Origin of the sequence: Acidovorax sp. sif0632 (assembly GCF_019218805.1) — a bacterium.
Lineage (GTDB): Bacteria > Pseudomonadota > Gammaproteobacteria > Burkholderiales > Burkholderiaceae_C > Acidovorax > Acidovorax facilis.
In genome coordinates, this window is sequence record NZ_JAHUWW010000008.1 from 173165 (window position 1) to 198785 (window position 25621).

General features: G+C 60.8%; 35 protein-coding genes and 1 tRNA gene. 6 read left to right on the top strand and 30 right to left on the bottom strand.

Annotated features, from left to right (window positions below; genetic code table 11):
- Positions 1-72: 72 nt before the first annotated feature.
- The 5 genes from KW832_RS22270 to KW832_RS22290 form a co-directional block, all read right to left on the bottom strand.
- The gene (locus tag KW832_RS22270) at positions 73-945 is read right to left on the bottom strand and encodes a PhaM family polyhydroxyalkanoate granule multifunctional regulatory protein (RefSeq protein ID WP_218301483.1); all 873 of its coding nucleotides are present in this window, start codon (positions 943-945) and stop codon (positions 73-75) included.
- Between the two features lie 87 nt (positions 946-1032).
- Positions 1033-1530 carry a copper chaperone PCu(A)C gene (locus tag KW832_RS22275; RefSeq protein ID WP_055395359.1) on the bottom strand — a complete coding sequence of 166 codons (498 nt, stop codon included), beginning with the start codon at positions 1528-1530 and terminating at the stop codon, positions 1033-1035.
- A gap of 89 nt (positions 1531-1619) precedes the next feature.
- The gene (locus KW832_RS22280; RefSeq protein WP_055395357.1) at positions 1620-2180 is read right to left on the bottom strand and encodes a YcnI family protein; all 561 of its coding nucleotides are present in this window, start codon (positions 2178-2180) and stop codon (positions 1620-1622) included.
- 14 nt (positions 2181-2194) lie between these two features.
- Positions 2195-4510, bottom strand: coding sequence for a TonB-dependent receptor (locus tag KW832_RS22285; protein ID WP_218301482.1), 2316 nt, complete (start codon positions 4508-4510; stop codon positions 2195-2197).
- An 80-nt stretch (positions 4511-4590) separates the two neighbouring features.
- On the bottom strand, positions 4591-4956 hold the full coding sequence (locus KW832_RS22290) for a DUF2946 family protein (protein WP_055395352.1): 366 nt from the start codon (positions 4954-4956) through the stop codon (positions 4591-4593).
- A gap of 122 nt (positions 4957-5078) precedes the next feature.
- On the opposite strand from KW832_RS22290, the gene KW832_RS22295 reads away from it, so the two are divergent.
- From KW832_RS22295 to KW832_RS22315, 5 genes are all read left to right on the top strand, one after another.
- On the top strand, positions 5079-5726 hold the full coding sequence (locus tag KW832_RS22295; protein WP_055395350.1) for a glutathione S-transferase: 648 nt from the start codon (positions 5079-5081) through the stop codon (positions 5724-5726).
- 118 nt (positions 5727-5844) lie between these two features.
- Entirely contained in the window at positions 5845-6216 is a 372-nt protein-coding gene (locus KW832_RS22300; RefSeq protein WP_218301481.1) for a TraR/DksA family transcriptional regulator, read from the top strand.
- A 72-nt stretch (positions 6217-6288) separates the two neighbouring features.
- Entirely contained in the window at positions 6289-6663 is a 375-nt protein-coding gene (locus tag KW832_RS22305; RefSeq protein WP_121421387.1) for a hypothetical protein, read from the top strand.
- Between the two features lie 52 nt (positions 6664-6715).
- Entirely contained in the window at positions 6716-7129 is a 414-nt protein-coding gene (locus KW832_RS22310) for a VOC family protein (RefSeq protein ID WP_055395344.1), read from the top strand.
- Positions 7126-7719 carry a MarC family protein gene (locus KW832_RS22315; protein ID WP_055395343.1) on the top strand — a complete coding sequence of 198 codons (594 nt, stop codon included), beginning with the start codon at positions 7126-7128 and terminating at the stop codon, positions 7717-7719. The genes KW832_RS22310 and KW832_RS22315 overlap by 4 nt, the downstream gene beginning before the upstream one ends.
- 97 nt (positions 7720-7816) lie before the next feature.
- Here the strand turns inward: KW832_RS22315 and KW832_RS22320 are convergent, their stop codons facing one another.
- On the bottom strand, positions 7817-8362 hold the full coding sequence (locus KW832_RS22320) for an Rrf2 family transcriptional regulator (protein ID WP_055395341.1): 546 nt from the start codon (positions 8360-8362) through the stop codon (positions 7817-7819).
- Positions 8363-8513: 151 nt separating this feature from the next.
- Here KW832_RS22320 and nhaR point away from each other — a divergent pair, with 151 nt between their 5' ends.
- Positions 8514-9410: a transcriptional activator NhaR gene (gene nhaR, locus KW832_RS22325; protein WP_176887295.1), complete on the top strand. Its 897-nt coding sequence runs from the start codon at positions 8514-8516 to the stop codon at positions 9408-9410.
- A 366-nt stretch (positions 9411-9776) separates the two neighbouring features.
- Here nhaR and KW832_RS22330 read toward each other — a convergent pair.
- From KW832_RS22330 to KW832_RS22445, 24 genes are all read right to left on the bottom strand, one after another.
- A tRNA-Met gene (locus tag KW832_RS22330) sits at positions 9777-9853 on the bottom strand.
- 22 nt (positions 9854-9875) lie between these two features.
- The gene (gene rplQ / locus KW832_RS22335) at positions 9876-10268 is read right to left on the bottom strand and encodes a 50S ribosomal protein L17 (protein WP_008906513.1); all 393 of its coding nucleotides are present in this window, start codon (positions 10266-10268) and stop codon (positions 9876-9878) included.
- 87 nt (positions 10269-10355) lie between these two features.
- Positions 10356-11348: a DNA-directed RNA polymerase subunit alpha gene (rpoA, locus tag KW832_RS22340; RefSeq protein WP_008906514.1), complete on the bottom strand. Its 993-nt coding sequence runs from the start codon at positions 11346-11348 to the stop codon at positions 10356-10358.
- A 112-nt stretch (positions 11349-11460) separates the two neighbouring features.
- The gene (gene rpsD / locus KW832_RS22345; RefSeq protein ID WP_055395681.1) at positions 11461-12084 is read right to left on the bottom strand and encodes a 30S ribosomal protein S4; all 624 of its coding nucleotides are present in this window, start codon (positions 12082-12084) and stop codon (positions 11461-11463) included.
- A 90-nt stretch (positions 12085-12174) separates the two neighbouring features.
- Positions 12175-12579, bottom strand: coding sequence for a 30S ribosomal protein S11 (gene rpsK, locus KW832_RS22350; protein ID WP_005793662.1), 405 nt, complete (start codon positions 12577-12579; stop codon positions 12175-12177).
- A 16-nt stretch (positions 12580-12595) separates the two neighbouring features.
- Positions 12596-12961 carry a 30S ribosomal protein S13 gene (gene rpsM, locus KW832_RS22355; protein WP_008906516.1) on the bottom strand — a complete coding sequence of 122 codons (366 nt, stop codon included), beginning with the start codon at positions 12959-12961 and terminating at the stop codon, positions 12596-12598.
- A 23-nt stretch (positions 12962-12984) separates the two neighbouring features.
- The gene (gene rpmJ / locus KW832_RS22360) at positions 12985-13098 is read right to left on the bottom strand and encodes a 50S ribosomal protein L36 (RefSeq protein WP_005793651.1); all 114 of its coding nucleotides are present in this window, start codon (positions 13096-13098) and stop codon (positions 12985-12987) included.
- 145 nt (positions 13099-13243) lie between these two features.
- Complete coding sequence (gene secY, locus KW832_RS22365; RefSeq protein ID WP_055395679.1) at positions 13244-14563, bottom strand: preprotein translocase subunit SecY; 1320 nt, start codon at positions 14561-14563, stop codon at positions 13244-13246.
- A 24-nt stretch (positions 14564-14587) separates the two neighbouring features.
- A complete protein-coding gene (gene rplO, locus KW832_RS22370) occupies positions 14588-15019 on the bottom strand; it encodes a 50S ribosomal protein L15 (protein ID WP_055395677.1) in 432 nt (143 codons plus the stop codon).
- A gap of 10 nt (positions 15020-15029) precedes the next feature.
- Positions 15030-15212: a 50S ribosomal protein L30 gene (rpmD, locus tag KW832_RS22375; RefSeq protein WP_007861725.1), complete on the bottom strand. Its 183-nt coding sequence runs from the start codon at positions 15210-15212 to the stop codon at positions 15030-15032.
- A 14-nt stretch (positions 15213-15226) separates the two neighbouring features.
- Positions 15227-15745, bottom strand: coding sequence for a 30S ribosomal protein S5 (rpsE, locus tag KW832_RS22380; protein ID WP_008906520.1), 519 nt, complete (start codon positions 15743-15745; stop codon positions 15227-15229).
- A 17-nt stretch (positions 15746-15762) separates the two neighbouring features.
- Entirely contained in the window at positions 15763-16128 is a 366-nt protein-coding gene (rplR, locus tag KW832_RS22385; protein ID WP_005793639.1) for a 50S ribosomal protein L18, read from the bottom strand.
- Positions 16129-16139: 11 nt separating this feature from the next.
- On the bottom strand, positions 16140-16673 hold the full coding sequence (gene rplF, locus KW832_RS22390) for a 50S ribosomal protein L6 (RefSeq protein WP_055395675.1): 534 nt from the start codon (positions 16671-16673) through the stop codon (positions 16140-16142).
- 25 nt (positions 16674-16698) lie between these two features.
- Positions 16699-17094, bottom strand: coding sequence for a 30S ribosomal protein S8 (gene rpsH / locus KW832_RS22395; protein ID WP_008906523.1), 396 nt, complete (start codon positions 17092-17094; stop codon positions 16699-16701).
- A gap of 20 nt (positions 17095-17114) precedes the next feature.
- Complete coding sequence (rpsN, locus tag KW832_RS22400) at positions 17115-17420, bottom strand: 30S ribosomal protein S14 (protein WP_007861712.1); 306 nt, start codon at positions 17418-17420, stop codon at positions 17115-17117.
- Positions 17421-17428: 8 nt separating this feature from the next.
- Positions 17429-17968 (bottom strand): 50S ribosomal protein L5, encoded by a 540-nt coding sequence (gene rplE, locus KW832_RS22405; protein ID WP_055395671.1) that lies wholly within the window; start codon positions 17966-17968, stop codon positions 17429-17431.
- 9 nt (positions 17969-17977) lie between these two features.
- Positions 17978-18298, bottom strand: coding sequence for a 50S ribosomal protein L24 (rplX, locus tag KW832_RS22410; protein ID WP_055395669.1), 321 nt, complete (start codon positions 18296-18298; stop codon positions 17978-17980).
- 9 nt (positions 18299-18307) lie between these two features.
- Entirely contained in the window at positions 18308-18676 is a 369-nt protein-coding gene (gene rplN / locus KW832_RS22415) for a 50S ribosomal protein L14 (protein ID WP_007861702.1), read from the bottom strand.
- A 195-nt stretch (positions 18677-18871) separates the two neighbouring features.
- The gene (locus tag KW832_RS22420; protein WP_218301480.1) at positions 18872-20464 is read right to left on the bottom strand and encodes a glycerol-3-phosphate dehydrogenase/oxidase; all 1593 of its coding nucleotides are present in this window, start codon (positions 20462-20464) and stop codon (positions 18872-18874) included.
- Positions 20465-20655: 191 nt separating this feature from the next.
- On the bottom strand, positions 20656-22389 hold the full coding sequence (locus KW832_RS22425) for an ABC transporter substrate-binding protein (protein ID WP_121508363.1): 1734 nt from the start codon (positions 22387-22389) through the stop codon (positions 20656-20658).
- A gap of 135 nt (positions 22390-22524) precedes the next feature.
- Entirely contained in the window at positions 22525-22833 is a 309-nt protein-coding gene (locus tag KW832_RS22430) for a DUF2160 domain-containing protein (protein ID WP_055395664.1), read from the bottom strand.
- A gap of 12 nt (positions 22834-22845) precedes the next feature.
- On the bottom strand, positions 22846-23658 hold the full coding sequence (locus KW832_RS22435; protein ID WP_055395662.1) for a carbohydrate ABC transporter permease: 813 nt from the start codon (positions 23656-23658) through the stop codon (positions 22846-22848).
- Positions 23651-24547, bottom strand: a complete 897-nt coding sequence (locus KW832_RS22440) for a carbohydrate ABC transporter permease (protein WP_100408926.1) — start codon at positions 24545-24547, stop codon at positions 23651-23653. Before KW832_RS22440 ends, KW832_RS22435 begins: the two co-directional genes overlap by 8 nt.
- Positions 24544-25620, bottom strand: coding sequence for an ABC transporter ATP-binding protein (locus KW832_RS22445; RefSeq protein WP_218301479.1), 1077 nt, complete (start codon positions 25618-25620; stop codon positions 24544-24546). Before KW832_RS22445 ends, KW832_RS22440 begins: the two co-directional genes overlap by 4 nt.
- Position 25621 lies beyond the last annotated feature (1 nt).

Sequence of the window (25621 nt, forward strand, 5' to 3'; positions counted from 1 at the left end):
GATCTCCATGCCAGGGCGGTGGCGGGCAGATATTGCACCACCTGCGGGTTGTCACACCCGCCCACTTTGGCGTCAGCCCGCTCGCTTGCGGGCGGCTGGGCTGCGGGTGCTGCTGCTGGCCTTCTTGGCGGCGGGTTTTGCCGGGGTTTTGCGGACTGCAGGCTTCTTGGCAGCGGTGCTCTTCTTGGCGGTGCCCGATGCAGCGGCGCGCTTGGCACCGCCCTGCATGGTCTGCATGCCCTTGGCGGCAAACTGGCTGGCCATGCCGGTGGCTGTCTTGAGGGCTTCTTTGGCAAGGCCCGTGGCCATGTTCTTCGTGGTGTCGATGGCGGTCTGCTTGGCCGCATCCTTCATGGCGTTGGCGGCGATCTGCTGGAACTGACCGGTGAGTGCGCCCCACCACTGCATGGGGTCCACCACGGTAGGCGCGGCAGCGGCCGATGCCTTGCTGCCTTTTGTTTTGGCCTTGGCAGGCGGGGCAGCGGGTTCGGCGTCGTCACCCTCGTCTTCGGCTTCTTCTTCGGCTGCACTCACACGTCCCGTAGCGCGGGCGGCGGCACCAGCCACAGCCTCGGCGGCGCCCGTCACGGTGTCGGCGGCTTTCTGTACGCCGCTCATCACGGTGTCAGCCGTCTTGAGCTTGAAGGCGTTGGCCACGTCCCCCATGCTGAAGTTCATGCCCTTCAGGGTGGCCAGGGTCATCTTCTGCACTTCCAGCGCCTGGATGGTGGCGGCCAGCGCGCGTGAGTTCTGCTCCAGCCAGAACTGCACGGCCTTGAGTTCGTCGATGCGTTTTTCCAGCTCTTCGACGCTGATGGTGGGCGCCACCCAGTTGCTGAGGTTGGGCAACTGCGGAATGCTGCTGGATGCCCCCTTGGCCAGGCTCTGCAGAAAGTCAAAACCGGGGACAAGTTTGCCGAAACCGAAATTCGATGTATCGCTCATGGCCGCTCCGCAAGAGGTGGGTCTGTGGTGGAGTCACAGCTTACTCCAATGCGTTGCGCAGGCGAAGCGGCCGCCGATGCGGAGATGTCAGTGTTTATGCCCATTCATCATGGTGCCCGCGGTGGCACCACCGGGTGCTGCCGTGCCCACGGGCACCGTGAGGTCGAGCTTGCTTTCCACGCCCTTGGCGTCCTGAAACACCAGGGTGAGTGGCACCGAAGCGCCTTTGGCCAGCGGAGCCTTCAGGTCCAGCAGCATGACGTGGTAGCCACCGGGCTTGAGCTCCACCGTCTTACCCGCAGGCAGGTCAAGCGCAGGCACGGCGCGCATCTTCATGATGTCGCCTTCCATCTTCATCTCGTGCACTTCGGTGATGCCCGCAGCGGGCGACTCGGCGCGCACCAGGCGGGCGCCGTCCTGGGCGGTGAGGCGCATGAACGCACCGGTGGCCTTCTGGCCCTGCACGCTGGCGCGCGCCCAAGCACCTTCGACTTTGACAGCGGCGGTCTGTGCCCATGCGGGGGCGCTGGCGAGTACAGCGGCTAGAGTGGAAACCAGGGCGGCGGTGTGAAGCAGTTTTTTCATGATGGATGCCTTTCGGTGAGTGAGAGAACGAGAAGAAGCGAAGAAGCGAAGAGGGACGGGAAAGGGAGAACAGGCCGTGGGCCGGACCATCAATGATGGTGGGCAGCGGCGCCGCCCGTGGGCAGAATCTCCAGCGCTGCAGCGGGGGACTTCAGGTCCGAGAGTTTTTGGCCCGCCTTGGGCACCTCGGTCCAGTCATTTTTGCCTTCCGCACACACCTGGCGCACGGGCCAGTACACGGTGCCGGCCTGCTCGGGCGCCTGGGCCACGAGCGCGAACTCATCGTAGTGCGCGCTTTGCAGCATGTCGTCCGGCGTCTTCGCCGTCCAGGTCACACGCACCACGTCTTCGGTGATGCTGCGGCCGTGGCTGGTATAGGGCTGGGCGAGCTTTTCGCGCTGTACATCGAGCGTCCAGCCCGGCTTGGGCATGGGGCGCGCGCCACGCATGCCCGCCGGGATGTCCACCGCGATCTGCCGCGTGGGCGACGCACCGCAGCCGTGGCCCACCTTGAATGTGGCCTTGTAGCCTGCGCCCGCCGGGGCGACCTGGTATTCGAGCACCACATGAGCGGATGCAGAGCCAAAAAGGCCTCCTGCGCCTGACAGCAAAGCGATTACAGCTATCTTTTTCATAGTATTCAGAGACATGGGATGTATTCCTTTCAGAGACTGACCTTGAGCTCAGCGAAGTAAGTGCGCTGCGGGTAGGGGTGGAAGTTCCAGAACTGGTAGTTGTTCAGGTTGTCGATGCCCACGGCGGCACTCACCTGCTGGGTAATCTGGTAGCGCACGCGTACATCGGTGGTGAAGTAGCGGCTGGCGCCCTGGTAGGCAAAACCGTTCACGTCGGTGTTGTCCAGCGTGCTGTACTGCTTGCCGCTGTAGCGCGCGCCCAGTGTGTACGACCATTTGTCGTCCGGCCGGTAGGTGGCAACGGCACTCGCGCGCCACTCGGGGATGCGCGGCTGCCACTTGCCCACGCTGGCGGGGAACTTGTCGTTGCGGGTGATCTTGGAGTCCGTCCAGGTCAGGCTGCTGCCCAGCTCCAGCCCGCGCATGAAGACATTGGTTGCCTGGTACGACAGTTCCAAGCCCTTGGTGAGGATGGCGTCCACGTTCTGCACGTTGGTCACGTTGGGTGTGACGAGCACATTGGTCTGGGAATACAACGCGTCTTTCGTGCGCTCAAAGAACGCTGTGAGGCGCAGCAAACCGTTGCCCATGTCGCGCTCGGCGGTCAGCTCGGTGGTCCAGCTTTTTTCAGGCTTCAGGTTCGGGTCGTTGTTGATGAGCGTGCCGCTGCCGCTGATGCCGCCCTGGTACAGCTCGGCCACGGTGGGCATGCGCACCGCGCGGCCAGTGGAGGCCTTGAGCACCCAAAGGTCGTTGGCCTGCCAGGCCACGGCGGCCTTGGGCGAGAAGTACGTCTCGTTGCGCTCGGGGTGGCTCAGCGTGGTGGTGGCATTGCCGGTCTGGCCGTTGCTGGCGCTCCAGCGTTCGGCGCGTGCGCCGAGCACGGCCTTCCACTTCGGCGCAATCTTCCAGGTGTCTTGCGCCCACAGGCCCAGCAGTTGGGTGTCGCCGTTGAAGGCCTGGTTGCGCGCGCCCGCAGCGCCATTGATCCAGTTGCTGGTGGCGTTCTCCACCGTGCGCAGCTGGTAGCTGTCGCGCTGCAGGCCAAAGTCCACGATGTGCGCGCCCTGCACCCCATCGGGCCGCCAGGTGCCCTTGGCGGCCAGGGTGTTCCAGCCCGTGCCCTTGCTGTTGACGATGCGGCCCGCGCCACCGTTCAGCGCCACGGGCATCCCCACGGTGGCAGCGCGCAGGGTGTCAGTCTGGTAGTCGTACAGGCTGGCGGCCACCTCCCAGTCGAACACGCCTTTGGTGTTGCTCTTGACCGAGAGCCCGTGCATGAAATGCGTGAGGTTTTCATTGGACACATTGAAGTCTGTGGGTGCCAGCGTGTACGAGCGGCCATTGATGTTGACCGTGCCGCCGTACACCGCATTGCCGCTGGCGTCGCGAAGGTAGCTGGCGGGACGGCCTTCGGATTCGTTGTGCCACCAGCCGAAGGTATAGGCGGCGCGCACGGTGGGCGAAAAGTCGTAGGCGATCTTGGCCTTGATGTGGTCTTGCTGCGTGTGGTACTGGGTAGCAGTGCCCAGCAGGTACCAGGGCTGTTTGCTTCGGTTGTTGCCCAGCACAGCACCGGTCACGGGCGTGCCCGCGTTGCCCACGGTGCCGGCGGACACGAGGCGCGTGGGGAAGGTGAGCGGCTGGCCTTCGCTGTCGGTCTTGTTGAAGTTGAGGAACCAGGACCAGTCGCCGTTCTTGTTGCCGACGGATGCGCTGACCTGCTTGCCCGCATAGGTGGCACTGGTGCCGTACAGGTCGAAAGGCTGGTGCTGGACGCTGACCTGTCCGTGTGCCTCGAACCTTGTTGGCATGCGCGTGACGTAGTCCACCACCGCGCCCACCGAGTTACCTGCATACGCAGCTGAGAAGGGGCCGTAGAGCACATCCACGCGCTCGATCTCCTCGGGCGTGACCAGCATCCAGCGCGGCGCGTTGGTGGGGCCGTTGCCCAGGTAATTGCTCAGCAGAATGCCGTCGGCAAACACCATGGAGCGTGCCGGGTTGCCCGTGCCCGAGGCGCGCGTGGACAACACGGCGTGGTTGTAGTCGCCGATGTAGCGCTTGCGCACCAGCAGGCTGGGCAGGTACTTGAGGGCGTCTTCGCTGTCGGTGGCGTTGATCGAATGCTCGATCTGCTCGCGCGTCACTCCCTCGATGGTGGTGGGAATCTGCGTGGGCAGCGAGGTGGGCTGGCCGCCGCTGATGGTGACCACGCCCAGTTCCTTGACGGGGGCATTGCTGTTGCCGGTGCTGTCGGCGGTCTGGGCCAACGCGGAAACACCCACGCAGAGTGCGAGGGGAAAGGCACTGGCCACGGCCAGCGCCATGCGGCTTTTGCGCATGGGAACTCCTGAATTTCAAGCCAAATAGGCTGCCAGCGCTTATCTATCAAGCGCAAGCAGCTATTAAAAACATAGCAATTTCAGGAGAAAGCTGGGGGCCCACGCGGCGGCAGCGGCGCGGCGGTGCGCGCAGCAATGTGCGCGGCAGGAATGGGGCGCAGGGCATGCGCCAGGGGGTGGACCACAGGCAGCTGGGCCTGCGACACGGGAGGCGGAGCGCCGACATGCGCGCACAAGGGGCAGTCCAGCGTGTGGCTGGACATCTCCTTGGCACCGTCATCGGTCTTGACCAGCAACTTGATCGCGCCCGAGCCCGAACAGATCAGCTCCATCGCCTGCGGATTGACCAGCGGCGACGCCACCGCCACGCCGATCGACAACACAAACCACGCCAGCACAAGGCGGGCGAGCCAGCGAAGGCTGCGAATGGTTTGCAGGGAGGGCATGGGTGCGAATTGTAGGGGGCCTGGGTGCGCACCCCTTGACCGGGGTCATCTGCGCGACGGACTGCGCCCCCGCCCCCACCTAGGATGCGTGCTGCATTCACCACCACAACGGAGACGCCACCATGCTCACACTCTGCGGCTTTTCGGCCAGCAACTACTACAACAAGATCAAACTCGCCTTGCTCGAAAAGGGCCTGCCCTTCACCGAAGAACTGGCCTGGGTGGGCGAGACCGACCGCAGCGCCAGCCCGCTGGGCAAGGTGCCCTACCTGCGCACGCCCGAGGGGCCGCTGTGCGAATCGGCCGTGATGGCCGACTACATCGAGGCAGCCCACCCACAGCCAGCGCTGATCCCCGCCAACCCCTACCAGGCCGCCAAGGTGCGCGAGCTGATCACCTTTCTGGAGTTGCATCTGGAGCTGGTGGCACGCAACCTGTATCCCCAGGCGTTTTTTGGCGGAACCGTGAGCGACACCGCCAAGGAAAAGGTGGGAGCGCAGCTTGAGAAAAACATTGCCGCCTTCGGTCAGCTTGCGAAGTTCAGCCCCTACGTGGGCGGCGACGCCTTCACCCTGGCCGACTGCGCAGCCATCGTGCACCTGCCGCTGGTCAGCTCGGCCACCAAGATCATCTATGGCCGCGACTACCTGGCCGATCTGCCTGTGCGCGAGTACCTCACGCGCATGGCAGAGCGCCCCCACGTGCAGCGCGTGAACGCCGATCGCAAGACCAACACCGCTGAAATGCTGGCGCGGCCGCCCAAGCGCTAAGAACCTGTTCTAAACCCGCCCCCAGGCGCTGGGTCTTCATCCCTTGACCTTGGTCAACCGAGGTCATCGCGCACAAGCGCACCATGCAGGTATCCGATCACCCTTGAGGAGACACCGCATGGACAAGACCCAGGCCGCCCCATTCCGCCAACAATTGCTGGCCCAGCAATCCGAGCTGCTGGCCCAGTTGGCCGCGCAGCGCGGGGGCGTCATCGGCCGCGCCGAGGCCGCTGCCGACCACTTTGGTCGGCCCGAGGACCCGCGTGCCCAACTCGCCACCGAGCGTGAACTGGAGTTTGCGCTGGACGAGCGCGAAACCACCCACCTGGCCGCCGTGGAAGCCGCTTTGGCCCGCATTGAAGCGGGTACGTACGGCGAATGCACAGACTGTGGCACCCACATCACCGCCGCACGCCTGCACGCCAACCCCGAGGCCGCACGCTGCGTGCATTGCCAGGAAAAGGCCGAGCAACACCGCCGTGCTGCGTGAGTTCGCTCACGCATTCAGGCCCCTTTTCCCTTCTTTCCCCGTTTTTTTTCGTCACTTCAAGAAAGCCGATTCATGAGCACTTTTCACGCAGTAGTCTGGATGGACCAGTCCGAAGCCCACGTGGTGATGTTCGACCGCGAGCATGCCGAGGCCCAGCGCATCAAGTCCCGCAGCCACCACAAGCACCAGGGCAAAGCCGACGACCTCACCGCTTTCTTTGCCGATGTCGCCCAGGCCTTGGCCGACACGCGTGAAGTGCTGCTGGCTGGCCCGGGCCTGGTACGCAACCAGTTCCGCGACTGGGCGGCCAAGCACCATGCTGCGGTGGCCGATGTGGTGGTGGACTCTGTGGCTGCAGACCACCCGACCGACGCCCAGCTGGTGGCCATGGCGCGCCAGTATTTCAAGAAATTTGACAACATGGCCGCCGACCCGTCTGTCGCCTGACAGGCCTCCAGGCCGCGCCCGCAGCGCAGCCTTGGCTGCTATCCTTTACGGGATGCGCAGCCTCTTTCACCTCGCCTTTCACGTCACCGATCTGGATGCCGCGCGCCGCTTTTATGGCGGCGTGCTCGGTTGCCAGGAAGGCCGAAGCACCGATACCTGGGTGGACTTCGATTTTTTCGGCCACCAGATCTCGTTGCACTTGGGCACCCCGTTTGCCAGTGCCCGCACCGGCCATGTGGGCGACCACCTGGTACCCATGCCGCACTTTGGCGCCATCATGGAATTGCCCGACTGGCATGCGCTGGCCGCACGGCTGAAGGCCGCCGGCACCACCTTCGTGCTGGATCCGCAGGTGCGCTTTGAGGGCCAGCCCGGCGAACAGTGGACGATGTTCTTCCACGACCCCAGCGGCAATCCGATCGAGATCAAGGGCTTTCGCTCACTGGACGCGGTGTACGCATCGTGAGCTACACCTTCGCGTCCGCCACCATCCTGCTCCTGCTGATCACCGATCCGCTGGGCAACATCCCCATCTTTGCCAATGCCCTGCGCGGCGTGGCGCCCGAGCGCCGGGCGCGGGTGATCCTGCGGGAGGTGCTGATTGCGTTTGCGCTGCTGCTGGTGTTTCTGTTTTTCGGGGCTCAGTTTCTGCAGGTGATGAACCTGAGCGATTTGTCGTTGCAGATTGCGGGTGCGGTGGTGCTGTTTCTGATCGCGCTGCGCATGATTTTTCCGTCGGCTGACGGCCCACAGGCGGAGCTGCCGGGCGAACCCCTGATCGTGCCGCTGGCCATCCCTGCCTTGGCGGGCCCCTCAGCGCTCGCCACCGTCATGCTGCTGGTGGCCCAGGCGCCGGAACGCCGCTGGGAATGGGTGGGCGCGCTGTGCGTCACCATGGCCGTGTGCGCCGTGGTGTTGCTGATGGCAGAACGCATCCAGCGCCTGGTGGGCGAACGCGTGGTGATGGCGTTTGAACGCCTGATGGGCCTGATCCTGGTCGCCATCTCGGTAGAGATGCTGATCCGGGGAATCAAGCAGCTCGCGCAGCAGCTGTAGCCGCCCCGCGCACGCAAAACTGATGGAGGGCGGGCCAAGGCCGCCCCCGGAGCACTGGCATGCGCCCGCAACTGCAGAGCGCAACCGGTGTGCGGTCTCAACGGCGTTGCAGCAGCGGGATCGAACCCAGTGCGAACACCGAGTTGGGCACGCCCACCCGCGCCATCAAGGGGCGCGGCTTGGCGCTCAGCTTGGGGCGAGGGGCTGCAGGGGCCATTTCCTCGGCCACCACACCCTTGGCATGCTGCTGCGCCACAAGGTCTTGCAAAGTCACCGACTGCAAGTACTCCATCACCCGTGCGTTGAAGGTGGACCAGAGTTCGCCCGTCATCGACTTCACTTGCGCAGCCTGGCCGGCACCCAGGCTTTGCAGATCGTCGGTCTTGAGGTTCTCGACCGCCAGGATGATCTCGGCCACTGAGATCTGGTCTGTGTTTCGGGCAAGGGTGTAACCGCCACCCGGGCCGCGTGTGCTGTCCACGAGCCCGGCACGGCGCAAGGCGCTGAACAGCTGCTCCAGGTACGACAGCGAGGTACCCTGCCGGGCGCTGATCGTCGAAAGCGCTACCGGCCGCATCTTCTGGCGCAGCGCCAGGTCGGTCATTGCCGATACCGCAAGTTGTCCTCGTGTGGTAATCCGCATCGTTGCTACTCCTTGTGAACGTTGACAGTTCCAGACCGCAGCACCAATGGCTGCGGAAAGGGGCCAAGCGTTCAATGTAGGCGGTTTAATACTTCGCGTATATTCGTTTTATCAACGTTGATTGATCGTTTTTTACGAAGCATTTATCACCATGAACTTCAAGCATCTGCGGTATTTCTGGACGGTTGCAAAGGCCGGAGGGGTGATGCGGGCAGGCGAGCAGCTGCACACCACGCCCCAGACGCTTTCTGGGCAGATCAAACAGCTGGAGGAATGGCTGGGCCACGACCTCTTTCGCAAGCGAGGGCGTGGGCTGGAACTCACCAGCGAGGGTCGTGTCGCCCTGGGTTACGCGGAGCAGATTTTTACGCTGGGGGACGAGCTGGAAAAATCGATCCGCCTCTCCCGCGGCCACGCCAAACCGCTGGAATTTCGCGTAGGGGTTGCAGACTCGATCGCGAAGTCCGTGGCCTATCACCTTCTGGAACCCGCCTTGGGCATGCCTGAACAGGTGCACATGACCTGCCAGGAAGGAAAATTTCCAGAACTCATCGCCCAACTGAGCCTGCACAAACTCGATCTGGTGCTGGCCGATGAACCCGTTTCCAAAAAAATCGGCGTCAAGGCGTTCAACCACCCGCTAGGAACCAGTGGCATGAGTTTTTTTTGCGCTCCTGGCCTGAAGGCGCAGCTACAGGGGTCCTTTCCCCAATGCCTCCAGGGCGCCCCCATGCTCATCCAAGGCCCCATGTCTTCCGTGCGCCAACAGCTCGATCACTGGTTTAACAAATACCAATTGCAGCCACGGCTCGTGGGTGAGTTCGACGACAGTGCGTTGATGAATGCTTTCGGCCGCGAAGGCCGTGGCGTTTTCACGTCCCCGACCGTTCTGGATGAGGAAACCACCGCGCAGTTTGGTGTCGAAGTGATCGGCCGCACGACGGAACTGGTCGAGGAGTTTTTTGCGATTTCTGTGGAGCGACGCATCACGCACCCCTGCGTGGCAGCAATCACCAAGGCAGCCAAGGCAGATCTGTTCGGGAAATGAGTTTGCCCGGTGCCACGCCGCACAGGACTCCACGATCGAAGGCCTCCAGGCGGGCTCAGGATAGCCGAGGGGTCAGGTTCAGGCAGCTATTTGCAGCCTCTCAACAAAACTCGGGCTCAGGCAGCCAGCTCATGGAGCTGCTGTGATCAGCCCTGCGGCAAACACCAAGGCTCCCCCGATATGCCCAGGGCCAGGCCCTCGTTTGTGAAAACATGCCATGCCGGATGACGGCGACATGAAAGGCCATTTGCCGGGTTGGAAGAAATCACCTGGAAAGCTAGAGTGCCAATTCCGCACGGTCCGAGAGGCAGAAACAAAAACGCCCACTGTGTAGTGGGCGTTTTGTTCAGCAGAGGCCTGCCATGTTGGTTGCGCGAGAAGGATTTGAACCTCCGACCTTTGGGTTATGAGCCCAACGAGCTACCAGACTGCTCCATCGCGCGGTAAGAAATAAATTATACCCTATTATTCAGCTGCTGCCGAATTATTTTCGGTTTCAGCAGCACGATCGACCAATTCGACCAGCGCCATGGGAGCGTTATCGCCCACACGGAAGCCCATCTTCAGAATACGGGTGTAGCCACCGGGACGCACCTTGAAACGAGGACCCAGGTCATTGAAGAGCTTGGTCACGCTATCACGGTCGCGCAAGCGGTTGAATGCCAGACGGCGGTTTGCTACGGAGTCTTCCTTGGCCAGGGTGATCATGGGCTCGATCACGCGGCGCAGTTCCTTGGCCTTGGGAACGGTGGTCTTGATGACTTCGTGCTCGATGAGCGAATTCATCATGTTCTGCAGCATCGCGAGGCGGTGCGAGCTGGTACGGTTGAGTTTGCGGAGGCCGTGTCCGTGGCGCATGGTGCTTTCCTTTGAGTAATTAAATCAGGCAGCCGTATCAGGTACTGCCCGAGGCACTGTTCCCGGCAGGGAACCAAAAATTATAACTTAACGCTTGTCCAAGCCAGCTGGTGGCCAGTTTTCCAGTTTCATGCCCAGCGTGAGACCACGCGATGCGAGCACTTCCTTGATCTCGTTGAGCGACTTGCGGCCCAGGTTAGGCGTCTTGAGCAGCTCGTTCTCGGTGCGCTGGATCAGGTCACCGATGTAGTAGATGTTCTCGGCCTTCAGACAGTTGGCGGAACGCACGGTCAGTTCCAGCTCGTCCACAGGACGCAGCAGGATCGGATCGAACGTGGCATTGCCGCGCGGGCCTGCCGGTGCGTCGAACGCAGCGAGCTCGCCACCTTCGAGCTGTGCGAACACAGCCAGCTGTTCCACCAGGATCTTGGCCGAGGCGCGCACAGCGTCTTCAGCGGTGATGGCACCGTTGGTTTCGATCTCGACCACCAGCTTGTCCAGGTCGGTACGCTGCTCCACGCGGGCGCTTTCCACGGTGTAGCTCACGCGCTTGACGGGCGAGAACGAAGCATCCAGCACGATGCGGCCGATCGACTTGGTCGATTCGTCGGCATAACGGCGCAGGCTGCCAGGCACGTAACCACGGCCCTTTTCCACCTTGATCTGCATGTCCAGCTTGCCGCCTGCCGACAGGTTGGCAATCACGTGATCGGGGTTGACGATCTCGACGTCATGTGGCGTCTGGATGTCGCGCGCGGTGACCACGCCTTCGCCATCCTTGCGCAGGCTCAGCGTGACTTCGTCGCGGTTGTGCAGCTTGAACACCACGCCTTTGAGGTTCAAGAGGATGTTGACCACATCTTCCTGAACGCCATCGATGGACGAGTACTCGTGCAGAACGCCTGCAATGGTGACTTCCGTCGCTGCGTAACCCACCATGGACGAGAGCAGGACGCGCCGGATGGCGTTGCCCAGCGTGTGGCCGTACCCACGCTCGAACGGCTCCAGTGCGACCTTGGCACGATTGTGGCCAAGCTGCTCGACATTGATCGCCTTGGGTTTCAGCAAATTGGTTTGCATTCAGACTTCCTCTCAATACCCCCAGCTCGTTACACCGGTAAGGCTGGTGAAGCGCCTAAACCGCGATGCCTCGCGGTTCAGGGACGGTTTTCTCGAAATATGTACCGAGCGATTAGCGCGAATACAACTCAACGATCAGGGATTCGTTGATGTCGGCGCCAAACTCATCACGGTCAGGCACCTTCTTGAAGATGCCTTCAGCCTTGTCGGCATTCACTTCCACCCAGGCAGGCATACCCACTTGTGCGGCCAGTTGCAGGGCTTCCACAACGCGGTTTTGCTTCTTCGACTTTTCGCGCACAGCCACAACGTCACCCGTCTTCACGAGGTAGGAAGCAATGTTCACGGACTTGCCGTTCACGGTAATCGCCTTGTGCGACACCAGCTGACGGGCTTCAGCGCGGGTCGAACCGAAACCCATGCGGTACACGACGTTGTCGAGACGGGATTCCAGCAGGAACAGCAGGTTGGCGCCGGTATTGCCCTTCTTGCCTTCAGCGGCTTCGAAGTAACGGCGGAATTGCTTTTCCAGCACGCCGTACATGCGCTTGACCTTCTGCTTTTCGCGCAGTTGCAGACCGTAGTCAGAGGTACGGGCACCCGAGGTGCGGCCGTGCTGACCAGGCTTGGAATCGAACTTGGACTTGTCGGCGATCGAGCGACGGGCGCTCTTCAGGAACAGGTCCGTGCCTTCACGGCGGGAGAGTTTGGCCTTGGGGCCGAGGTAACGTGCCACTTGAGCTTCCTTTGTGTCATCTGCCGCAAACCATTGCGGGAGCCGCCTGAGGCGCTTGCGCGTTCACAGGCGGCGGTGGGCTTAGAGAGATTAGATACGACGACGCTTCTGAGGGCGGCAGCCGTTGTGCGGCACTGGCGTCACGTCAGAAATCGACGTGATACGGATGCCCAGGGCACCCAGTGCGCGAACCGAAGATTCACGGCCAGGACCGGGACCCTTGATTTCAACGTCAAGGTTCTTGATACCTTGATCGATGGCAGCGCGGCCAGCCACTTCCGAAGCCACTTGGGCTGCGAATGGGGTGGACTTGCGCGAACCCTTGAAACCTTGTCCACCGGACGATGCCCACGACAAAGCATTGCCTTGGCGATCGGTGATCGTGATGATGGTGTTGTTGAACGAGGCGTGCACGTGTGCAATACCGTCCGAAACGTTCTTCCGGACCTTCTTGCGAACGCGCTGAGCTGCGTTATTGGCAGGAGACTTAGCCATGATGATCTTTCAATCTTTATTTCTTCAGTGCAGCTGCACCCTTGCGCGGACCCTTGCGAGTGCGAGCATTGGTACGGGTGCGCTGACCACGCATTGGCAGACCGCGGCGATGGCGGAAGCCACGATAGCAGCCGATGTCCATCAAACGCTTGATGTTCATCGTGGTTTCGCGGCGCAGGTCACCTTCAATGGTGAACTGCTCGATTTGCTCGCGAATTTTTTCCAGATCGCCGTCCGTCAGATCTTTGATCTTCTTGGAGTAAGCGATACCAGTTGCTTCGCAAATCTTGCGAGCGCGGGTGCGACCAATGCCAAAAATGGCGGTCAAACCGATTTCCGCGTGCTTGTGCGGCGGAATGTTAATGCCAGCGATACGTGCCATATGCGTCCTCTAATACTTTCCAATCAACCTTGGCGCTGCTTGTGACGCAGATCCGTGCAGATCACGCGCACCACACCCTTGCGGCGGATGATCTTGCAGTTGCGGCAGATTTTTTTGACCGAAGCCGAAACTCTCATTGCATTCTCCTAAAACTTTTCCATCCGTCCCGGCTGCTTCGCACGGAACACAATTTGTGCCCGCGAAAAATCGTGGGGCGCCAACTCAACCGATATTCAGTTCCTTGCAGGCAGTGTCGCAAGTGCAGCACTGCCTTCCTCATCATCAACCGCCTGCATTGCCCTTGAAATTGGCTTTCTTGAGCAGCGACTCATACTGTTGCGACATCATGTAGTTCTGAACCTGGGCCATAAAGTCCATGGTCACCACCACAATGATCAACAGCGAGGTTCCACCAAAGTAGAACGGAACGTTGTACTTCAAGATCAGGAACTCTGGCAGCAAGCACACAAAGGTGATGTACACAGCGCCTGCCAATGTCAGGCGCACCAGGATCTTGTCGATATAACGGGCCGTCTGTTCACCTGGGCGAATGCCTGGAATGAACGCACCGCTCTTCTTCAGGTTGTCTGCAGTTTCACGGCTGTTGAATACCAGAGCCGTGTAGAAAAAGCAGAAGAAGATGATGGCTGCAGCATAGAACATCACGTAGATGGGCTGACCAGGAGTCAACGCACCCGAGATATCCTTCAACCAGCGCATCGATTCACCTGCACTGAACCAGTTCACCACCGTTGCCGGCAGCAGAATGATCGACGAGGCAAAGATCGGAGGAATCACACCTGCCATGTTCAGCTTCAGGGGCAGGTGAGACGATTGACCACCATAAACCTTGTTGCCTACTTGCCGGCGAGCGTAATTCACCAGTATCTTGCGCTGACCCCGCTCGACAAACACCACGAAGTAAGTCACCAGACCAACGACGAGGACGATGAAGATAGCGGCCAGAATGCTCATGGCACCCGTACGAACCAGCTCCAGAAGGCCACCGATCGAACTAGGCAAACCAGCGGCAATGCCCGCAAAGATCAGGATCGAGATCCCGTTCCCCAAGCCACGCTCTGTGATCTGCTCACCCAGCCACATCAGGAACATCGTGCCAGCCGTCAAGCTGACCACAGCGGTCATGCGGAACCCGAAACCGGGGCTCAGGACCAAACCAGCAGAGCTTTCCAGCGCTACGGCAATTCCCAGCGACTGGAACAGGGCCAAGCCCAAGGTGCCATAGCGGGTGTACTGAGTGATCTTCCTGCGACCGGCTTCGCCTTCCTTTTTCAACTGCTCGAATGTGGGAACCACATAGGTCATCAACTGCATGATGATCGACGCCGAAATGTACGGCATGATCCCCAGAGCGAAAACCGTGAAGCGCGACAGCGCACCACCGGAGAACATGTTGAACAGATTCAGGATGCCGCCTTGCTGGCCACTGAAGAGCTGCTGGAGTTGGGCTGGATCGATGCCTGGCACAGGGATATGAGCCCCAATGCGGTACACGACCAGCGCAAGCAACAGAAAAACCAGACGACGACGGAGGTCGCCGAATTTCCCGGTCTTTGCAATTTGAGCCGCGCTAGTAGCCACAGATGCCTTCCTTCAGAGCCACACTCAGGCGACGCTGCCGCCAGCAGCTTCAATCGCTGCTTTGGCACCAGCCGTAGCACCCACGCCATTGAGCTTGACAGCCTTGGTCAGGGAACCGCTCTTGATGACCTTCACCACCTTGGCCAATTCGCCAACCAGGCCTGCTTGCTTCAGAGCGAGGACATCCACTTCGGCCAGGCCGAGTTGATCCAATGCCGTCAGCGTCACTTCTGCGTTGAACTTGAGCAAGTGCGACTTGAAGCCACGCTTGGGCAAGCGGCGTTGCAAAGGCATTTGACCGCCTTCAAAACCAACCTTGTGGTAGCCACCGGCACGAGACTTCTGACCCTTGTGACCACGGCCAGCGGTCTTGCCCAGGCCGGAGCCGATACCACGGCCTACGCGGCGCTTGGCATGCTTGGCGCCGTCTGCGGGCTTGATGCTATTGAGTTCCATGATCTATCTCTCAGAGGACTTTGACCAGATAGCTGATCTTGTTAATCATGCCGCGCACTTCGGGCGAGTCCTGCAGTTCGCTCACGCTATTGAGCTTGCGCAGACCCAGGCCACGAACGGTGGCGCGGTGCGATTCCTTGGTGCCAATCGGGCTGCGCACCAGTTGAATCTTGACGGTTTGTTGCGTTGTCATTTTCAAGCTCCGGTTCAGGCGAAGATGTCTTCGACTGTCTTGCCGCGCTTGGCCGCCACATTCGACGGGGTGGTCGAATTGACGAGCGCGTCAAACGTTGCACGGACCATGTTGTAGGGATTGGACGAACCATGGCTCTTGGCCACGATGTCAGTCACACCCAACACTTCAAAAACTGCACGCATAGGGCCGCCAGCGATGATGCCGGTACCCTTTGGAGCAGGTGCCATCATCACAACAGCAGCGCCATGGTGGCCGGTCACATTGTGGTGGATGGTGCCGTTCTTCAACGAGACCTTGACCATGTTGCGACGAGCTTCTTCCATAGCCTTTTGCACAGCAGCTGGCACTTCTTTCGACTTGCCCTTGCCCATGCCCACGCGGCCATCACCGTCGCCAACCACCGTCAGTGCGGCGAAACCGAGAATACGGCCACCCTTCACGACTTTGGTCACGCGGTTGACCGCGATCATTTTTTCGCGCAGACCGTCGTCTTGACCTTCGTTCTGCACTTTGGGTTGAAATTTAGCCATTTTGTATTCCGCTCCGCTTAGAACTGCAAGCCAGCTTCACGGGCTGCGTCGGCCAAAGCCTTGACGCGACCGTGGTAAGCAAAGCCTGCGCGATCAAATGCAACCTTCTCGACACCTGCAGCCTTCGCCTTTTCAGCGATACGCTTGCCGATGATCTGGGCTGCTGCGGCATTGCCACCCTTGCCCGAACCGCCGAGCGACTTGCGCACGTCGGCTTCCGCCGTGGATGCACTTGCCAGCACCTTGCTGCCGTCGCCGGAGATCACACTGGCGTAGATATGGAGGTTCGTACGGTTCACCGTGAGACGTGCCACGCCTTGCTGTGCAATGCGGATGCGGGTCTGGCGCGAACGACGAAGACGCTGCTCTTTCTTGGTCAACATGTTGCAGCTCCTTATTTCTTCTTGGTCTCTTTGATCGTGATCTTTTCGTCCGCGTAGCGGATACCCTTGCCCTTGTAGGGCTCAGGTGGACGAACAGCACGAATCTCAGCAGCGATCTGACCGACACGCTGACGATCTGCACCCTTGATCACCACTTCCGTGGGCGTCGGGGTGGCAACCGTGATGCCTGCGGGCATTTCGATATTGACCGGATGCGAATAGCCAACAGCCAAATTCAGCTTAGAGCCTGAGGCAGCGGCTTTGTAGCCTACACCGACCAGGCTCAGCTTCTTTTCAAAGCCTTTGCTGACACCGACCACCATGTTGTTGACCAACTGGCGAATCGTGCCACTCATGGCATTGGCTTCGCGGGATTCGTTAGCAGGCTCAAAGCTGAGCTTGCCGTCATTGCTGGACACTTTCACCAGCGCGTTTTGCGCCAGCGACAGAGCGCCACCAGTACCCTTGACAGAGATCTGGTCATCTTTCACGGACACATCCACGCCTGCGGGGATGGTCACGGGCATTTTTCCTACTCGGGACATTTCAGTTTCTCCTCAATGCCGCGGGTTAGGCCACGTAGCAGAGCACTTCGCCACCGACACCGGTAGCACGCGCCTTGCGATCAGTCATCACGCCCTTGGGCGTCGTGACAATTGCCACACCCAGACCGTTCATGACTTGTGGAATGGAATCACGGCCTTTGTAGACACGCAGGCCAGGGCGGCTGACGCGCTCAATGCGCTCAATCACGGGGCGACCTGCGTAGTACTTCAGGGCAATTTCGAGTTCGGACTTGCCGGCTTCGGTTTTCACCTGGAAGCCGTCGATATAACCTTCGTCCTTCAGCACCTGGGCGATGGCAATCTTCACTTTGGAAGAAGGCACCAGAACCGTGGCCTTGGCGACCATCTGTGCATTACGGATGCGGGTCAGCAAGTCAGCGATGGGATCACTCATGCTCATGTTTAATCTCTCCTGCCTGCTTACCAGCTGGCTTTGGTGACACCGGGGATGTCGCCTGCAAAAGCCAGTTCGCGGATCTTGGCGCGAGCCAGACCGAATTGACGGAAGGTGCCACGTGGACGACCAGTGATTTCGCAACGGTTGCGCTGACGCGTCGGGTTGGCGTTGCGAGGGAGCTTTTGCAGGCCCAGGCGGGCTGCATCGCGCTCTTCGTCGCTGCGCTTGGCATCGCCAGCGATTGCCTTCAGTTCCGCATACTTGGTTGCGTACTTGGCTGCCAGTTTTTCGCGCTTCAGTTCGCGCTGGATCAAAGCTACTTTAGCCATGCTTCGCCTCAGTTCTTGAACGGGAAACGGAAACCAGCGAGAAGCGCCTTGGCTTCTTCGTCGGACTTGGCCGTCGTGGTGATGCTGATGTTGAGACCGCGCAAGGCATCGACCTTGTCGTACTCAATTTCAGGGAAGATGATCTGTTCTTTGACGCCGATGTTGTAGTTGCCACGACCGTCGAACGCGCGACCAGAGATACCACGGAAGTCACGAACGCGAGGCAGAGCCACGGTCACAAAACGGTCCAGGAACTCATACATCTGCACGCCACGCAGCGTGACCATGCAACCAATGGCCTGGCCTTCGCGGATCTTGAAACCAGCGATAGCCTTCTTGGCCTTGGTCACCACAGGCTTTTGACCAGCAATCTTGGTCAGGTCAGCCACAGCGTTGTCCATCACCTTCTTGTCCGAGACTGCCTCGCTCACGCCCATGTTCAGCGTGATCTTGGTCAGACGGGGAACCTGCATCGGCGAGGTGTAGCCGAACTGTTTGGCCAGTTCGGGAGCGATCTTGTCGCGGTAAATTTCTTGGAGTCGTGCCATGTTTACCCCTTAGGCCGCCTTGATTTCAGCACCGCTGGACTTGAACACGCGAATGCGCGAACCGTCAGCCTGCACCTTGATGCCCACGCGATCAGCCTTGCCCGTAGCGGCATTGAAGATGGCCACGTTGGACTGATGAATTGGCATGGACTTTTCAACGATGCCGCCCGTCGTACCCTTCATGGGGTTTGGCTTGGCGTGCTTCTTGACCAGGTTGATGCCATCGATGACCACGTAGGAGTCATCCTTGCGCAGCGACACCGTGCCGCGCTTGCCCTTGTCACGGCCGGTCAGCACGATGACTTCGTCGCCCTTGCGAATCTTGTTCATGGCGCGTCCTTAGAGAACTTCAGGAGCCAGAGACACGATCTTCATGAACTTCTCGGTACGCAGTTCACGCGTCACGGGTCCAAAGATACGGGTGCCGATAGGCTCCAACTTTGCATTAAGCAACACTGCGGCGTTGCCATCGAATTTGACGAGCGAACCATCGCCGCGACGAATACCCTTCGCCGTGCGAACCACCACTGCACTGTAAACCTCGCCTTTTTTGACGCGGCCACGTGGAGCGGCTTCTTTGATGCTCACCTTGATGATGTCGCCAACGCTTGCATAGCGACGCTTCGAGCCACCCAGCACCTTGATGCAAAGGACGGACTTGGCGCCGGTATTGTCGGCAACCTCTAACCGAGATTCTGTCTGGATCATTTCAATATTCCCAACTTGCACCAGAAGACAACAGCCCCAGAGAACTTCTCAAGGGCTGCAAATCAGCCAGTCAGTCTTGGGCCCGTCGTCCGCACCGCAAACCATTTGCAGCACTTCCCGCTGGGCAGAAACTTCACGTAGGAAACGCGAAGCCCTCGATTATTGCAAAAGACTTTTACGAAGTCAAGCGCCCCATCAGGCCGGAACCTGCAAATACTGTTGCGCCAGCTCCAAAAAGGCATCCAGGTGGGGGTCGGCACCCAGCTCCGCACGCAGGATGTCAGCGACCGCTGGGGCTAGCTCGATGGCCTTGCGGGCATCGAGGAACAATAACCGGGAGCGGCGGGCCAACACATCCTCTACCGTGCAGGCGTATTCGTAGCGGGCGGCAAAGCGCACCATGGCTTCTGTCAGCCCCCCACCAAGATCGGTCTGCGCACCGGCAATGTCCCGGACAACCGCCGCCTCGCTCCCGTAGGAGTGCAGTCCCTGGGCATCACTGATGCGATGTTGAACAGCCCCTTCAGGGGTTCCCACCAAGGGCAAATGATTGGTCACACCCGACGGTTTTTCCGGCAGCAGGCCCGTGGTGAAGCATTTTTGCAACACATCTTCAGCCATAGCGCGGTAGGTGGTCCATTTGCCTCCCGTCACGGTGATCAGGCCACTGCGACTGGCGAGCACGGTGTGCTCGCGGCTGATTTTCTTGGTGTTGTCACCATCGTCGTCCTGCGGCTTCACCAGCGGGCGCAGGCCCACCCAGATACTCCGGATGTCTTCCACCTTGGGCGCACGGGTGAGGTAGCGCGCCGATTCGTCCAGGATGAACCGGACCTCTTCCCGGAACGGCTGCGGCTCACGCACGATGTCCTGGCGCGGACTGTCGGTGGTCCCGAGAATGAGCTTTCCCAGCCACGGCACGGCAAAAAGGACCCGGCCATCGGCCGTCTTGGGAACCATCAGGGCATGGTCGGACGGAAGAAACTCCCGATCCACCACGATATGCACCCCCTGGCTGGGCGCCACGATGGGCTTGACGGGGCGGCCTATGGCCTCTCCGTCCATCTGGCGCAGGGCATCCACCCATACGCCGGTGGCATTCACAACCGTACGCGCGCGCACGGTGAACTGCTGGCCACTGTCTGCGTCTTCACACACAAAGCCTGCAACCTTGCCAGCTTCGTGAATCAACGACCGCGCAGGGCAGTAGTTGACCACCAGGGCGCCCAGGCTGGCGGCCGTTCGCGCCAAGGCCAAGGCCAGACGGGCGTCATCAAACTGTCCGTCCCAGTACTTGACGCCACCCTTGAGGCCTTCGGGACGGGCCGTGGGCAGGCACTCCAACGTGCGTGCGCGCCCCATGAATTCGGTGGCGCCCAAGCCCGCCTTCCCTGCCAAAGCGTCGTACATCTTGAGGCCGATACCGTAAAACGGCGTCTCCCAAAAGTGGTATGACGGCATCACAAACGGCAGGGGTTGCGCCAGATGGGGCGCGTTGTGAAGCAAGGTAGTGCGCTCATGCAACGCCTCGCGCACCAGTGCGATGTTGCCTTGCGCCAGGTAACGAACACCGCCGTGTACCAATTTGGTCGCCCGGGACGAGGTTCCCTTGGCGAAGTCATGCGAGTCCACCAAGACCACGCTGAACCCTCGGGCCGCCGCATCCAGCGCCACCCCCAGGCCTGTAGCCCCACCGCCAATCACAGCCAGGTCATAGTGGTGGGGCTGGGCCAAACGCGCCAAAAGGTCGGCACGCCGTGTGGGATGGGGAGCAGAGGCAGTAGTCATGGGGTGATTGTCCATGGGCGAAGCAAAAAATAAGGGTTTACCCTTGAATTTTTGTCACTTCGGGGGGAGATCCGGCCCCAGGCCTGCAAAGGCACTGGGGGCGGTCTTGAATGAAAAGGCAGCCAGAGACCTTGTGAGCCACGGCTGCCTGAAGCATCGTCACAGTAAGCAGGACGGCGGGTTAAACAGGCTTACCGCGCCTTGCCATCCTTCCAGGCCTGCAACAAGGTGCCGTACGCAATCGTCTGGCCCTTTGGCTTCTCATTGGCCAACTTGGCCCATGGCGCTTGCTTGTCGCTCAGCCACTTGGCGGTGTCGCTCTTGGGGTTGAGCTTGGGAGCGCAATGGGCCATCCCAGCGCGTTCCAGACGGGCCATCACCTGGTCCATCTCGTCGGCCAGCGTGTCCATGGCGCCTTGGGGCGTCTTTTCACCCGTCACGGCCTGGGCTACGTTCTTCCACCAGAGCTGGGCCAGCTTGGGGTAGTCGGGCACATTGGTGCCAGTGGGCGACCACGCCACGCGGGCAGGGCTACGGTAGAACTCGACCAAGCCACCCAGCTTGGGCGCCATGTCAGTCATGGCCTTGGACTGGATGTCAGACTCGCGGATCGGCGTCAGGCCCACCATGGTCTTCTTCAGCGACGTGGTCTTGGCGGTCACGAACTGGGCGTAGAGCCAGGCGGCAGCCGTCTTGTTGGCATCGTGGTCCTTGAAGAAGGTCCAGCTGCCCACGTCCTGGTAGCCGTTTTGCATGCCTTGCTTCCAGTAGGGACCGTTGGGGCCAGGGGCCATGCGCCACTTGGGCGTGCCGTCGGCATTCACCACGGGCAGGCCGGGCTTGGTCATGTCGGCCGTGAAGGCGGTGTACCAGAAGATCTGCTGCGCGATCTGACCCTGGGCAGGCACGGGGCCGGCCTCGCCAAAGGTCATGCCCGTGGCTTCCTTGGGCGCGTATTTCTTCATCCAGTCCACATACTTGGTGAGGGCGTAGACGGCTGCGGGCGAGTTGGTCGCACCGCCACGGGCCACGCTGGCGCCCACGGGCGTGCACTTGTCGTCGGCCACGCGGATGCCCCATTCGTCGATCGGCAGGCCATTGGGCGCACCGATGTCGGCCGTACCCGCCATGGACAGCCAGGCATCGGTGAAGCGCCAGCCTAGGGATGGGTCCTTCTTGCCGTAATCCATGTGGCCGTAGATGGGCTTGCCGTCGATGTTCTTCACGTCGTTGGTGAAGAACTCAGCGATGTCTTCGTAGGCGCTCCAGTTGAGCGGCACGCCCAGGTCGTAGCCGTACTTGGCCTTGAACTTGTCCTTGATGTCCTTGCGGTCGAACAAATCGGCACGGAACCAGTACAGGTTCGCAAACTGCTGGTCAGGCAGCTGGTACATCTTTCCATCGGGGCCGGTCGTGAACTTGGTACCGATGTAGTCCTTGAGGTCGATGCCGGGGTTGGTCCATTCCTTGCCCGCAGCGCCCATGTAGTCGGTCAGGTTAAGGATCTTGCCGTAGCGGTAGTGCGTGCCGATCAGGTCAGAGTCCGAGATCCAGCCGTCATAGATGGACTTGCCCGACTGCATGGAGGTCTGCAGCTTCTCGACCACGTCGCCTTCCTGGATCAGGTCGTGCTTGACCTTGATGCCGGTGATTTCCTCGAACGCCTTGGCCAGCGTCTTGGACTCGTATTCGTGGGTGGTGATGGTTTCAGACACCACCGAGATTTCCTTCACCCCCTTGGCCTGGAGTTTTTTGGCTGCGTCGATGAACCACTTCATCTCGGCCATCTGCTGGTCTTTATTCAGCGTGGATGGCTGGAATTCGCTGTCGATCCACTTCTTGGCCTCGGCCTCGCCGGCCCAGGCAGCCTGCCCCATCGCCAGAGCCGCGGCGGCGAAAGCGATCGCCTTGAACTGCATCTTCATTGCTGTCTCCTCTCAGATTGAGACCCCCATTGGTAGACCGGCACCAACCCGGGGGGGAACCAGGCCAGGCCTTCGACACTACAAAAACAATAGCTACAAATGCTTACCCATCAAGCGCAAACGGCCATTTTTTCCTTAACCCTTGCGCATGATCAGCGCCAGCAGCGCCATCGACACCACAAAGCTGATCCAGATCGAAGGGTCGCCCTGCAGGCTGAACCACTGGGCCAGCTTGCCGCTGATGCCCACAAAGATCAGGTTCACGTAGGCGGCCGACAGCAGCCCGATAAAAAGCCGGTCGCCGCGCGTGGTCTCCAGGGGCAGGAAACCCTTGCGCATGGTCGTGGGCGACTTGAGCTCCCACACCGTCATGCCCACCAGCATCAGCACGATGCACGTAAAGAACACTGCCACCGGCAGCGTCCAGGCCATCCAGTCAAACATGTCGCTGCCTCCTCAAACCCGGCCCATCGCGAAACCCTTCGCGATGTAGTGCCGCACAAACCAGATCACGATGGCACCCGGCACGATGGTCAGCACACCCGCCGCCGCCAGCGTCGCCCAGTCCATGCCCGAGGCACTCACGGTGCGCGTCATGGTGGCCACGATGGGCTTGGCGTTCACGCTGGTCAGCGTGCGGGCCAGCAGCAGCTCCACCCAGCTGAACATGAAGCAGAAGAACGCCGCCACGCCCACACCGGCCTTGATCAGCGGCAGGAAGATGGTCATGAAAAAGCGCGGAAAGCTGTAGCCATCGATGTAGGCCGTCTCGTCGATCTCGCGCGGGATGCCGCTCATGAAGCCTTCCAGAATCCACACCGCCAGCGGCACGTTGAACAGCAGGTGCGCCAGCGCCACGGCAATGTGCGTGTCCATCAGCCCCACGGTGGTGTAGAGCTGGAAGAACGGCAGCAAGAACACGGCCGGGGGTGTCATGCGGTTGGTCAGCAGCCAGAAGAACACATGCTTGTCGCCCATGAACTGGTAGCGGCTGAACGCATAGGCTGCGGGCAGCGCCACGGTGAGCGAGATCACCGTGTTGATCGCCACATAGATCAGGCTGTTGATGTAGCCCGAGTACCAGGACGCATCGGTGAAGATGGTCTTGTAGTTGGCCCAGGTGAAGTTCTGCGGGAAGAACGAGAAGCTCGACAGGATCTCCTCATTCGTCTTGAAGCTCATGTTGACCATCCAGTAGATGGGCAACAGTGCGAACAGCAGGTACGCAATCAGGAACAGCGTGCGCTTCTGGAAACGTTTTTCATTCATGGCCGGCTCCTTCGTCGCTGACGGTGCCCACGCGCTGCATCCAGTTGTAGAGGATGAAACACAGCAGCAGGATGATGAAGAAATAGATCAGCGAGAAGGCGGCCGCCGGGCCCAGGTCGAACTGGCCGACCGCCTTGGTCGTGAGGTACTGGCTGAGGAACGTGGTCGCATTGCCCGGCCCGCCCCCCGTGAGCACGAAGGGCTCTGTGTAGATCATGAAACTGTCCATGAAGCGCAGCAGCACCGCAATCATCAGCACGCCGCGCATCTTGGGCAGCTGGATGTAGCGGAACACCGCGAACTTGCTCGCACCGTCGATGCGGGCTGCCTGGTAGTACGCGTCGGGGATGGAACGCAACCCGGCAAAGGCCAGCAGCGCGACCAGCGGCGTCCAGTGCCACACATCCATCAGCAGCACCGTGAGCCACGCCTGCGTGGCGTTGCCGGTGTAGCTGTATTCAATGCCCATCTCCTGCAACATCCGGCCCATCAGGCCAATATCGGCACGGCCATAGATCTGCCAGATGGTGCCCACCACGTTCCAGGGGATCAACAGCGACAGCGCCACCACCACCAGCACGGCGGACGACTTCCAGCCCTGCGCGGGCATGGACAGCGCCAGCAGGATGCCCAGCGGAATCTCCACCGCCAACACAGCCAGCGAGAAGGTGATCTGCCGCCACAAGGCCGCGTGCAGCTCCTCATCGCGCATCACGGCGGCAAACCATTCGGTGCCCACAAACACGCGGCGCTCGGGCGAGATGATGTCCTGCACCGAGTAGTTCACCACCGTCATCAATGGAAGAATGGCCGAGAAGGCCACGCAGATGATGACCGGCAGGATCAGGAACCAGGCCTTCTGGTTCACGGGCTTGGTCGTCGTGCTCATGCCAAAAGCTCCTCATTCTGGTAGTAGCAGGTGTGCTCACCCAGCACCTGCAGCCACACCGTGTCGCCCGCCGAGGGCAGTCGCGTCTCGGGGCTGAAGCGGGCCTTGAGCGTGTGCTCGCCCACCTTCGCGGTCAACATCAGGTAGGTGCCGATGTCCTGCACTTGCGCCACCGTGCAGGCAATGGCGCCGGGTTGCTCTGCCGATGCCAGCGCCAAATATTCGGGCCGAATACCCACCTGCACCGGGCCCGTTGGCAAAGTACGTCCCACAGGGGCGTGCAGGCGGTGGCCGACGATGCTGAGCTGGCCTGCGTCCACCTGCGCGGGCAAAAAGTTCATGCCTGGGGAGCCAATGAAATGCCCCACAAACACATGCTGGGGCCGCTCGAACAGCGCATCGGCCGAGCCCACCTGCACGGCGCGGCCACGCGTCATGACCACCACCTGGTCCGCAAAGGTCAATGCCTCGACCTGGTCGTGCGTCACGTAGATCAGTGTGAGCTTGAGCTCGTGGTGGATCTGTTTGAGCTTGCGCCGCAGTTGCCACTTGAGGTGCGGGTCGATCACCGTGAGCGGCTCGTCGAACAGCACCGCCGCCACATCGGCGCGCACCAGGCCACGGCCCAGTGAAATCTTCTGCTTCTGGTCTGCTGACAGCCCTGCGGCCCGCAGGTTCAGCTGATGGCTCATCTCCAGCATCTCGGCAATCACGCCCACGCGCTGCTTGATCTGCTCCTCGGGCACCTTGCGGTTCTTCAGCGGAAACGCCAGGTTCTCGGCCACCGTCATGGTGTCGTAGATCACCGGAAACTGGAACACCTGCGCAATGTTGCGCTCCTGCGGGCTGGCACGGGTCACGTCGCGGCCATCAAACAGCACCTTACCGTGCGAGGGCACGAGCAGCCCCGACATGATGTTGAGCATGGTCGTCTTGCCGCAGCCCGAGGGGCCCAGCAACGCATAGGCACCGCCATCCTCGAACTCCATCTTGAGGGGCAGCAGCGCGTAGTCGCTGTCCTGCTGCGGGTTCGGCTTGTACGAATGCGCCAAGTCCAGACTGATGCGGGCCATC

Bases quoted from the DNA above. Each gene is read 5' to 3' on its own strand.
- rplR (WP_005793639.1), bottom strand. From the start codon at position 16,128: ATGTTGACCAAGAAAGAGCAGCGTCTTCGTCGTTCGCGCCAGACCCGC.
- KW832_RS22320 (WP_055395341.1), bottom strand. From the start codon at position 8,362: ATGCGGATTACCACACGAGGACAACTTGCGGTATCGGCAATGACCGAC.
- KW832_RS22300 (WP_218301481.1), top strand. From the start codon at position 5,845: ATGGACAAGACCCAGGCCGCCCCATTCCGCCAACAATTGCTGGCCCAG.
- KW832_RS22310 (WP_055395344.1), top strand. From the start codon at position 6,716: ATGCGCAGCCTCTTTCACCTCGCCTTTCACGTCACCGATCTGGATGCC.
- KW832_RS22420 (WP_218301480.1), bottom strand. From the start codon at position 20,464: ATGACTACTGCCTCTGCTCCCCATCCCACACGGCGTGCCGACCTTTTG.
- rpsE (WP_008906520.1), bottom strand. From the start codon at position 15,745: ATGGCTAAATTTCAACCCAAAGTGCAGAACGAAGGTCAAGACGACGGT.
- KW832_RS22275 (WP_055395359.1), bottom strand. From the start codon at position 1,530: ATGAAAAAACTGCTTCACACCGCCGCCCTGGTTTCCACTCTAGCCGCT.
- KW832_RS22295 (WP_055395350.1), top strand. From the start codon at position 5,079: ATGCTCACACTCTGCGGCTTTTCGGCCAGCAACTACTACAACAAGATC.
- KW832_RS22290 (WP_055395352.1), bottom strand. From the start codon at position 4,956: ATGCCCTCCCTGCAAACCATTCGCAGCCTTCGCTGGCTCGCCCGCCTT.
- KW832_RS22285 (WP_218301482.1), bottom strand. From the start codon at position 4,510: ATGCGCAAAAGCCGCATGGCGCTGGCCGTGGCCAGTGCCTTTCCCCTC.
- KW832_RS22425 (WP_121508363.1), bottom strand. From the start codon at position 22,389: ATGAAGATGCAGTTCAAGGCGATCGCTTTCGCCGCCGCGGCTCTGGCG.
- KW832_RS22430 (WP_055395664.1), bottom strand. From the start codon at position 22,833: ATGTTTGACTGGATGGCCTGGACGCTGCCGGTGGCAGTGTTCTTTACG.
- KW832_RS22280 (WP_055395357.1), bottom strand. From the start codon at position 2,180: ATGTCTCTGAATACTATGAAAAAGATAGCTGTAATCGCTTTGCTGTCA.
- rplO (WP_055395677.1), bottom strand. From the start codon at position 15,019: ATGGAACTCAATAGCATCAAGCCCGCAGACGGCGCCAAGCATGCCAAG.
- KW832_RS22305 (WP_121421387.1), top strand. From the start codon at position 6,289: ATGAGCACTTTTCACGCAGTAGTCTGGATGGACCAGTCCGAAGCCCAC.
- KW832_RS22440 (WP_100408926.1), bottom strand. From the start codon at position 24,547: ATGAGCACGACGACCAAGCCCGTGAACCAGAAGGCCTGGTTCCTGATC.
- rplX (WP_055395669.1), bottom strand. From the start codon at position 18,298: ATGAACAAGATTCGCAAGGGCGACGAAGTCATCGTGCTGACCGGCCGT.
- rpmJ (WP_005793651.1), bottom strand. From the start codon at position 13,098: ATGAGAGTTTCGGCTTCGGTCAAAAAAATCTGCCGCAACTGCAAGATC.
- rplN (WP_007861702.1), bottom strand. From the start codon at position 18,676: ATGATCCAGACAGAATCTCGGTTAGAGGTTGCCGACAATACCGGCGCC.
- rpoA (WP_008906514.1), bottom strand. From the start codon at position 11,348: ATGCAAACCAATTTGCTGAAACCCAAGGCGATCAATGTCGAGCAGCTT.
- rpsH (WP_008906523.1), bottom strand. From the start codon at position 17,094: ATGAGCATGAGTGATCCCATCGCTGACTTGCTGACCCGCATCCGTAAT.
- rplE (WP_055395671.1), bottom strand. From the start codon at position 17,968: ATGGCACGACTCCAAGAAATTTACCGCGACAAGATCGCTCCCGAACTG.
- KW832_RS22435 (WP_055395662.1), bottom strand. From the start codon at position 23,658: ATGAATGAAAAACGTTTCCAGAAGCGCACGCTGTTCCTGATTGCGTAC.
- rpsN (WP_007861712.1), bottom strand. From the start codon at position 17,420: ATGGCTAAAGTAGCTTTGATCCAGCGCGAACTGAAGCGCGAAAAACTG.
- nhaR (WP_176887295.1), top strand. From the start codon at position 8,514: ATGAACTTCAAGCATCTGCGGTATTTCTGGACGGTTGCAAAGGCCGGA.
- rpsK (WP_005793662.1), bottom strand. From the start codon at position 12,579: ATGGCTAAGTCTCCTGCCAATAACGCAGCTCAGCGCGTTCGCAAGAAG.
- rpmD (WP_007861725.1), bottom strand. From the start codon at position 15,212: ATGACAACGCAACAAACCGTCAAGATTCAACTGGTGCGCAGCCCGATT.
- KW832_RS22270 (WP_218301483.1), bottom strand. From the start codon at position 945: ATGAGCGATACATCGAATTTCGGTTTCGGCAAACTTGTCCCCGGTTTT.
- rplQ (WP_008906513.1), bottom strand. From the start codon at position 10,268: ATGCGCCACGGACACGGCCTCCGCAAACTCAACCGTACCAGCTCGCAC.
- rpsM (WP_008906516.1), bottom strand. From the start codon at position 12,961: ATGGCACGTATCGCTGGCATTAACATTCCGCCGCACAAGCACGCGGAA.
- KW832_RS22445 (WP_218301479.1), bottom strand. From the start codon at position 25,620: ATGGCCCGCATCAGTCTGGACTTGGCGCATTCGTACAAGCCGAACCCG.
- rplF (WP_055395675.1), bottom strand. From the start codon at position 16,673: ATGTCCCGAGTAGGAAAAATGCCCGTGACCATCCCCGCAGGCGTGGAT.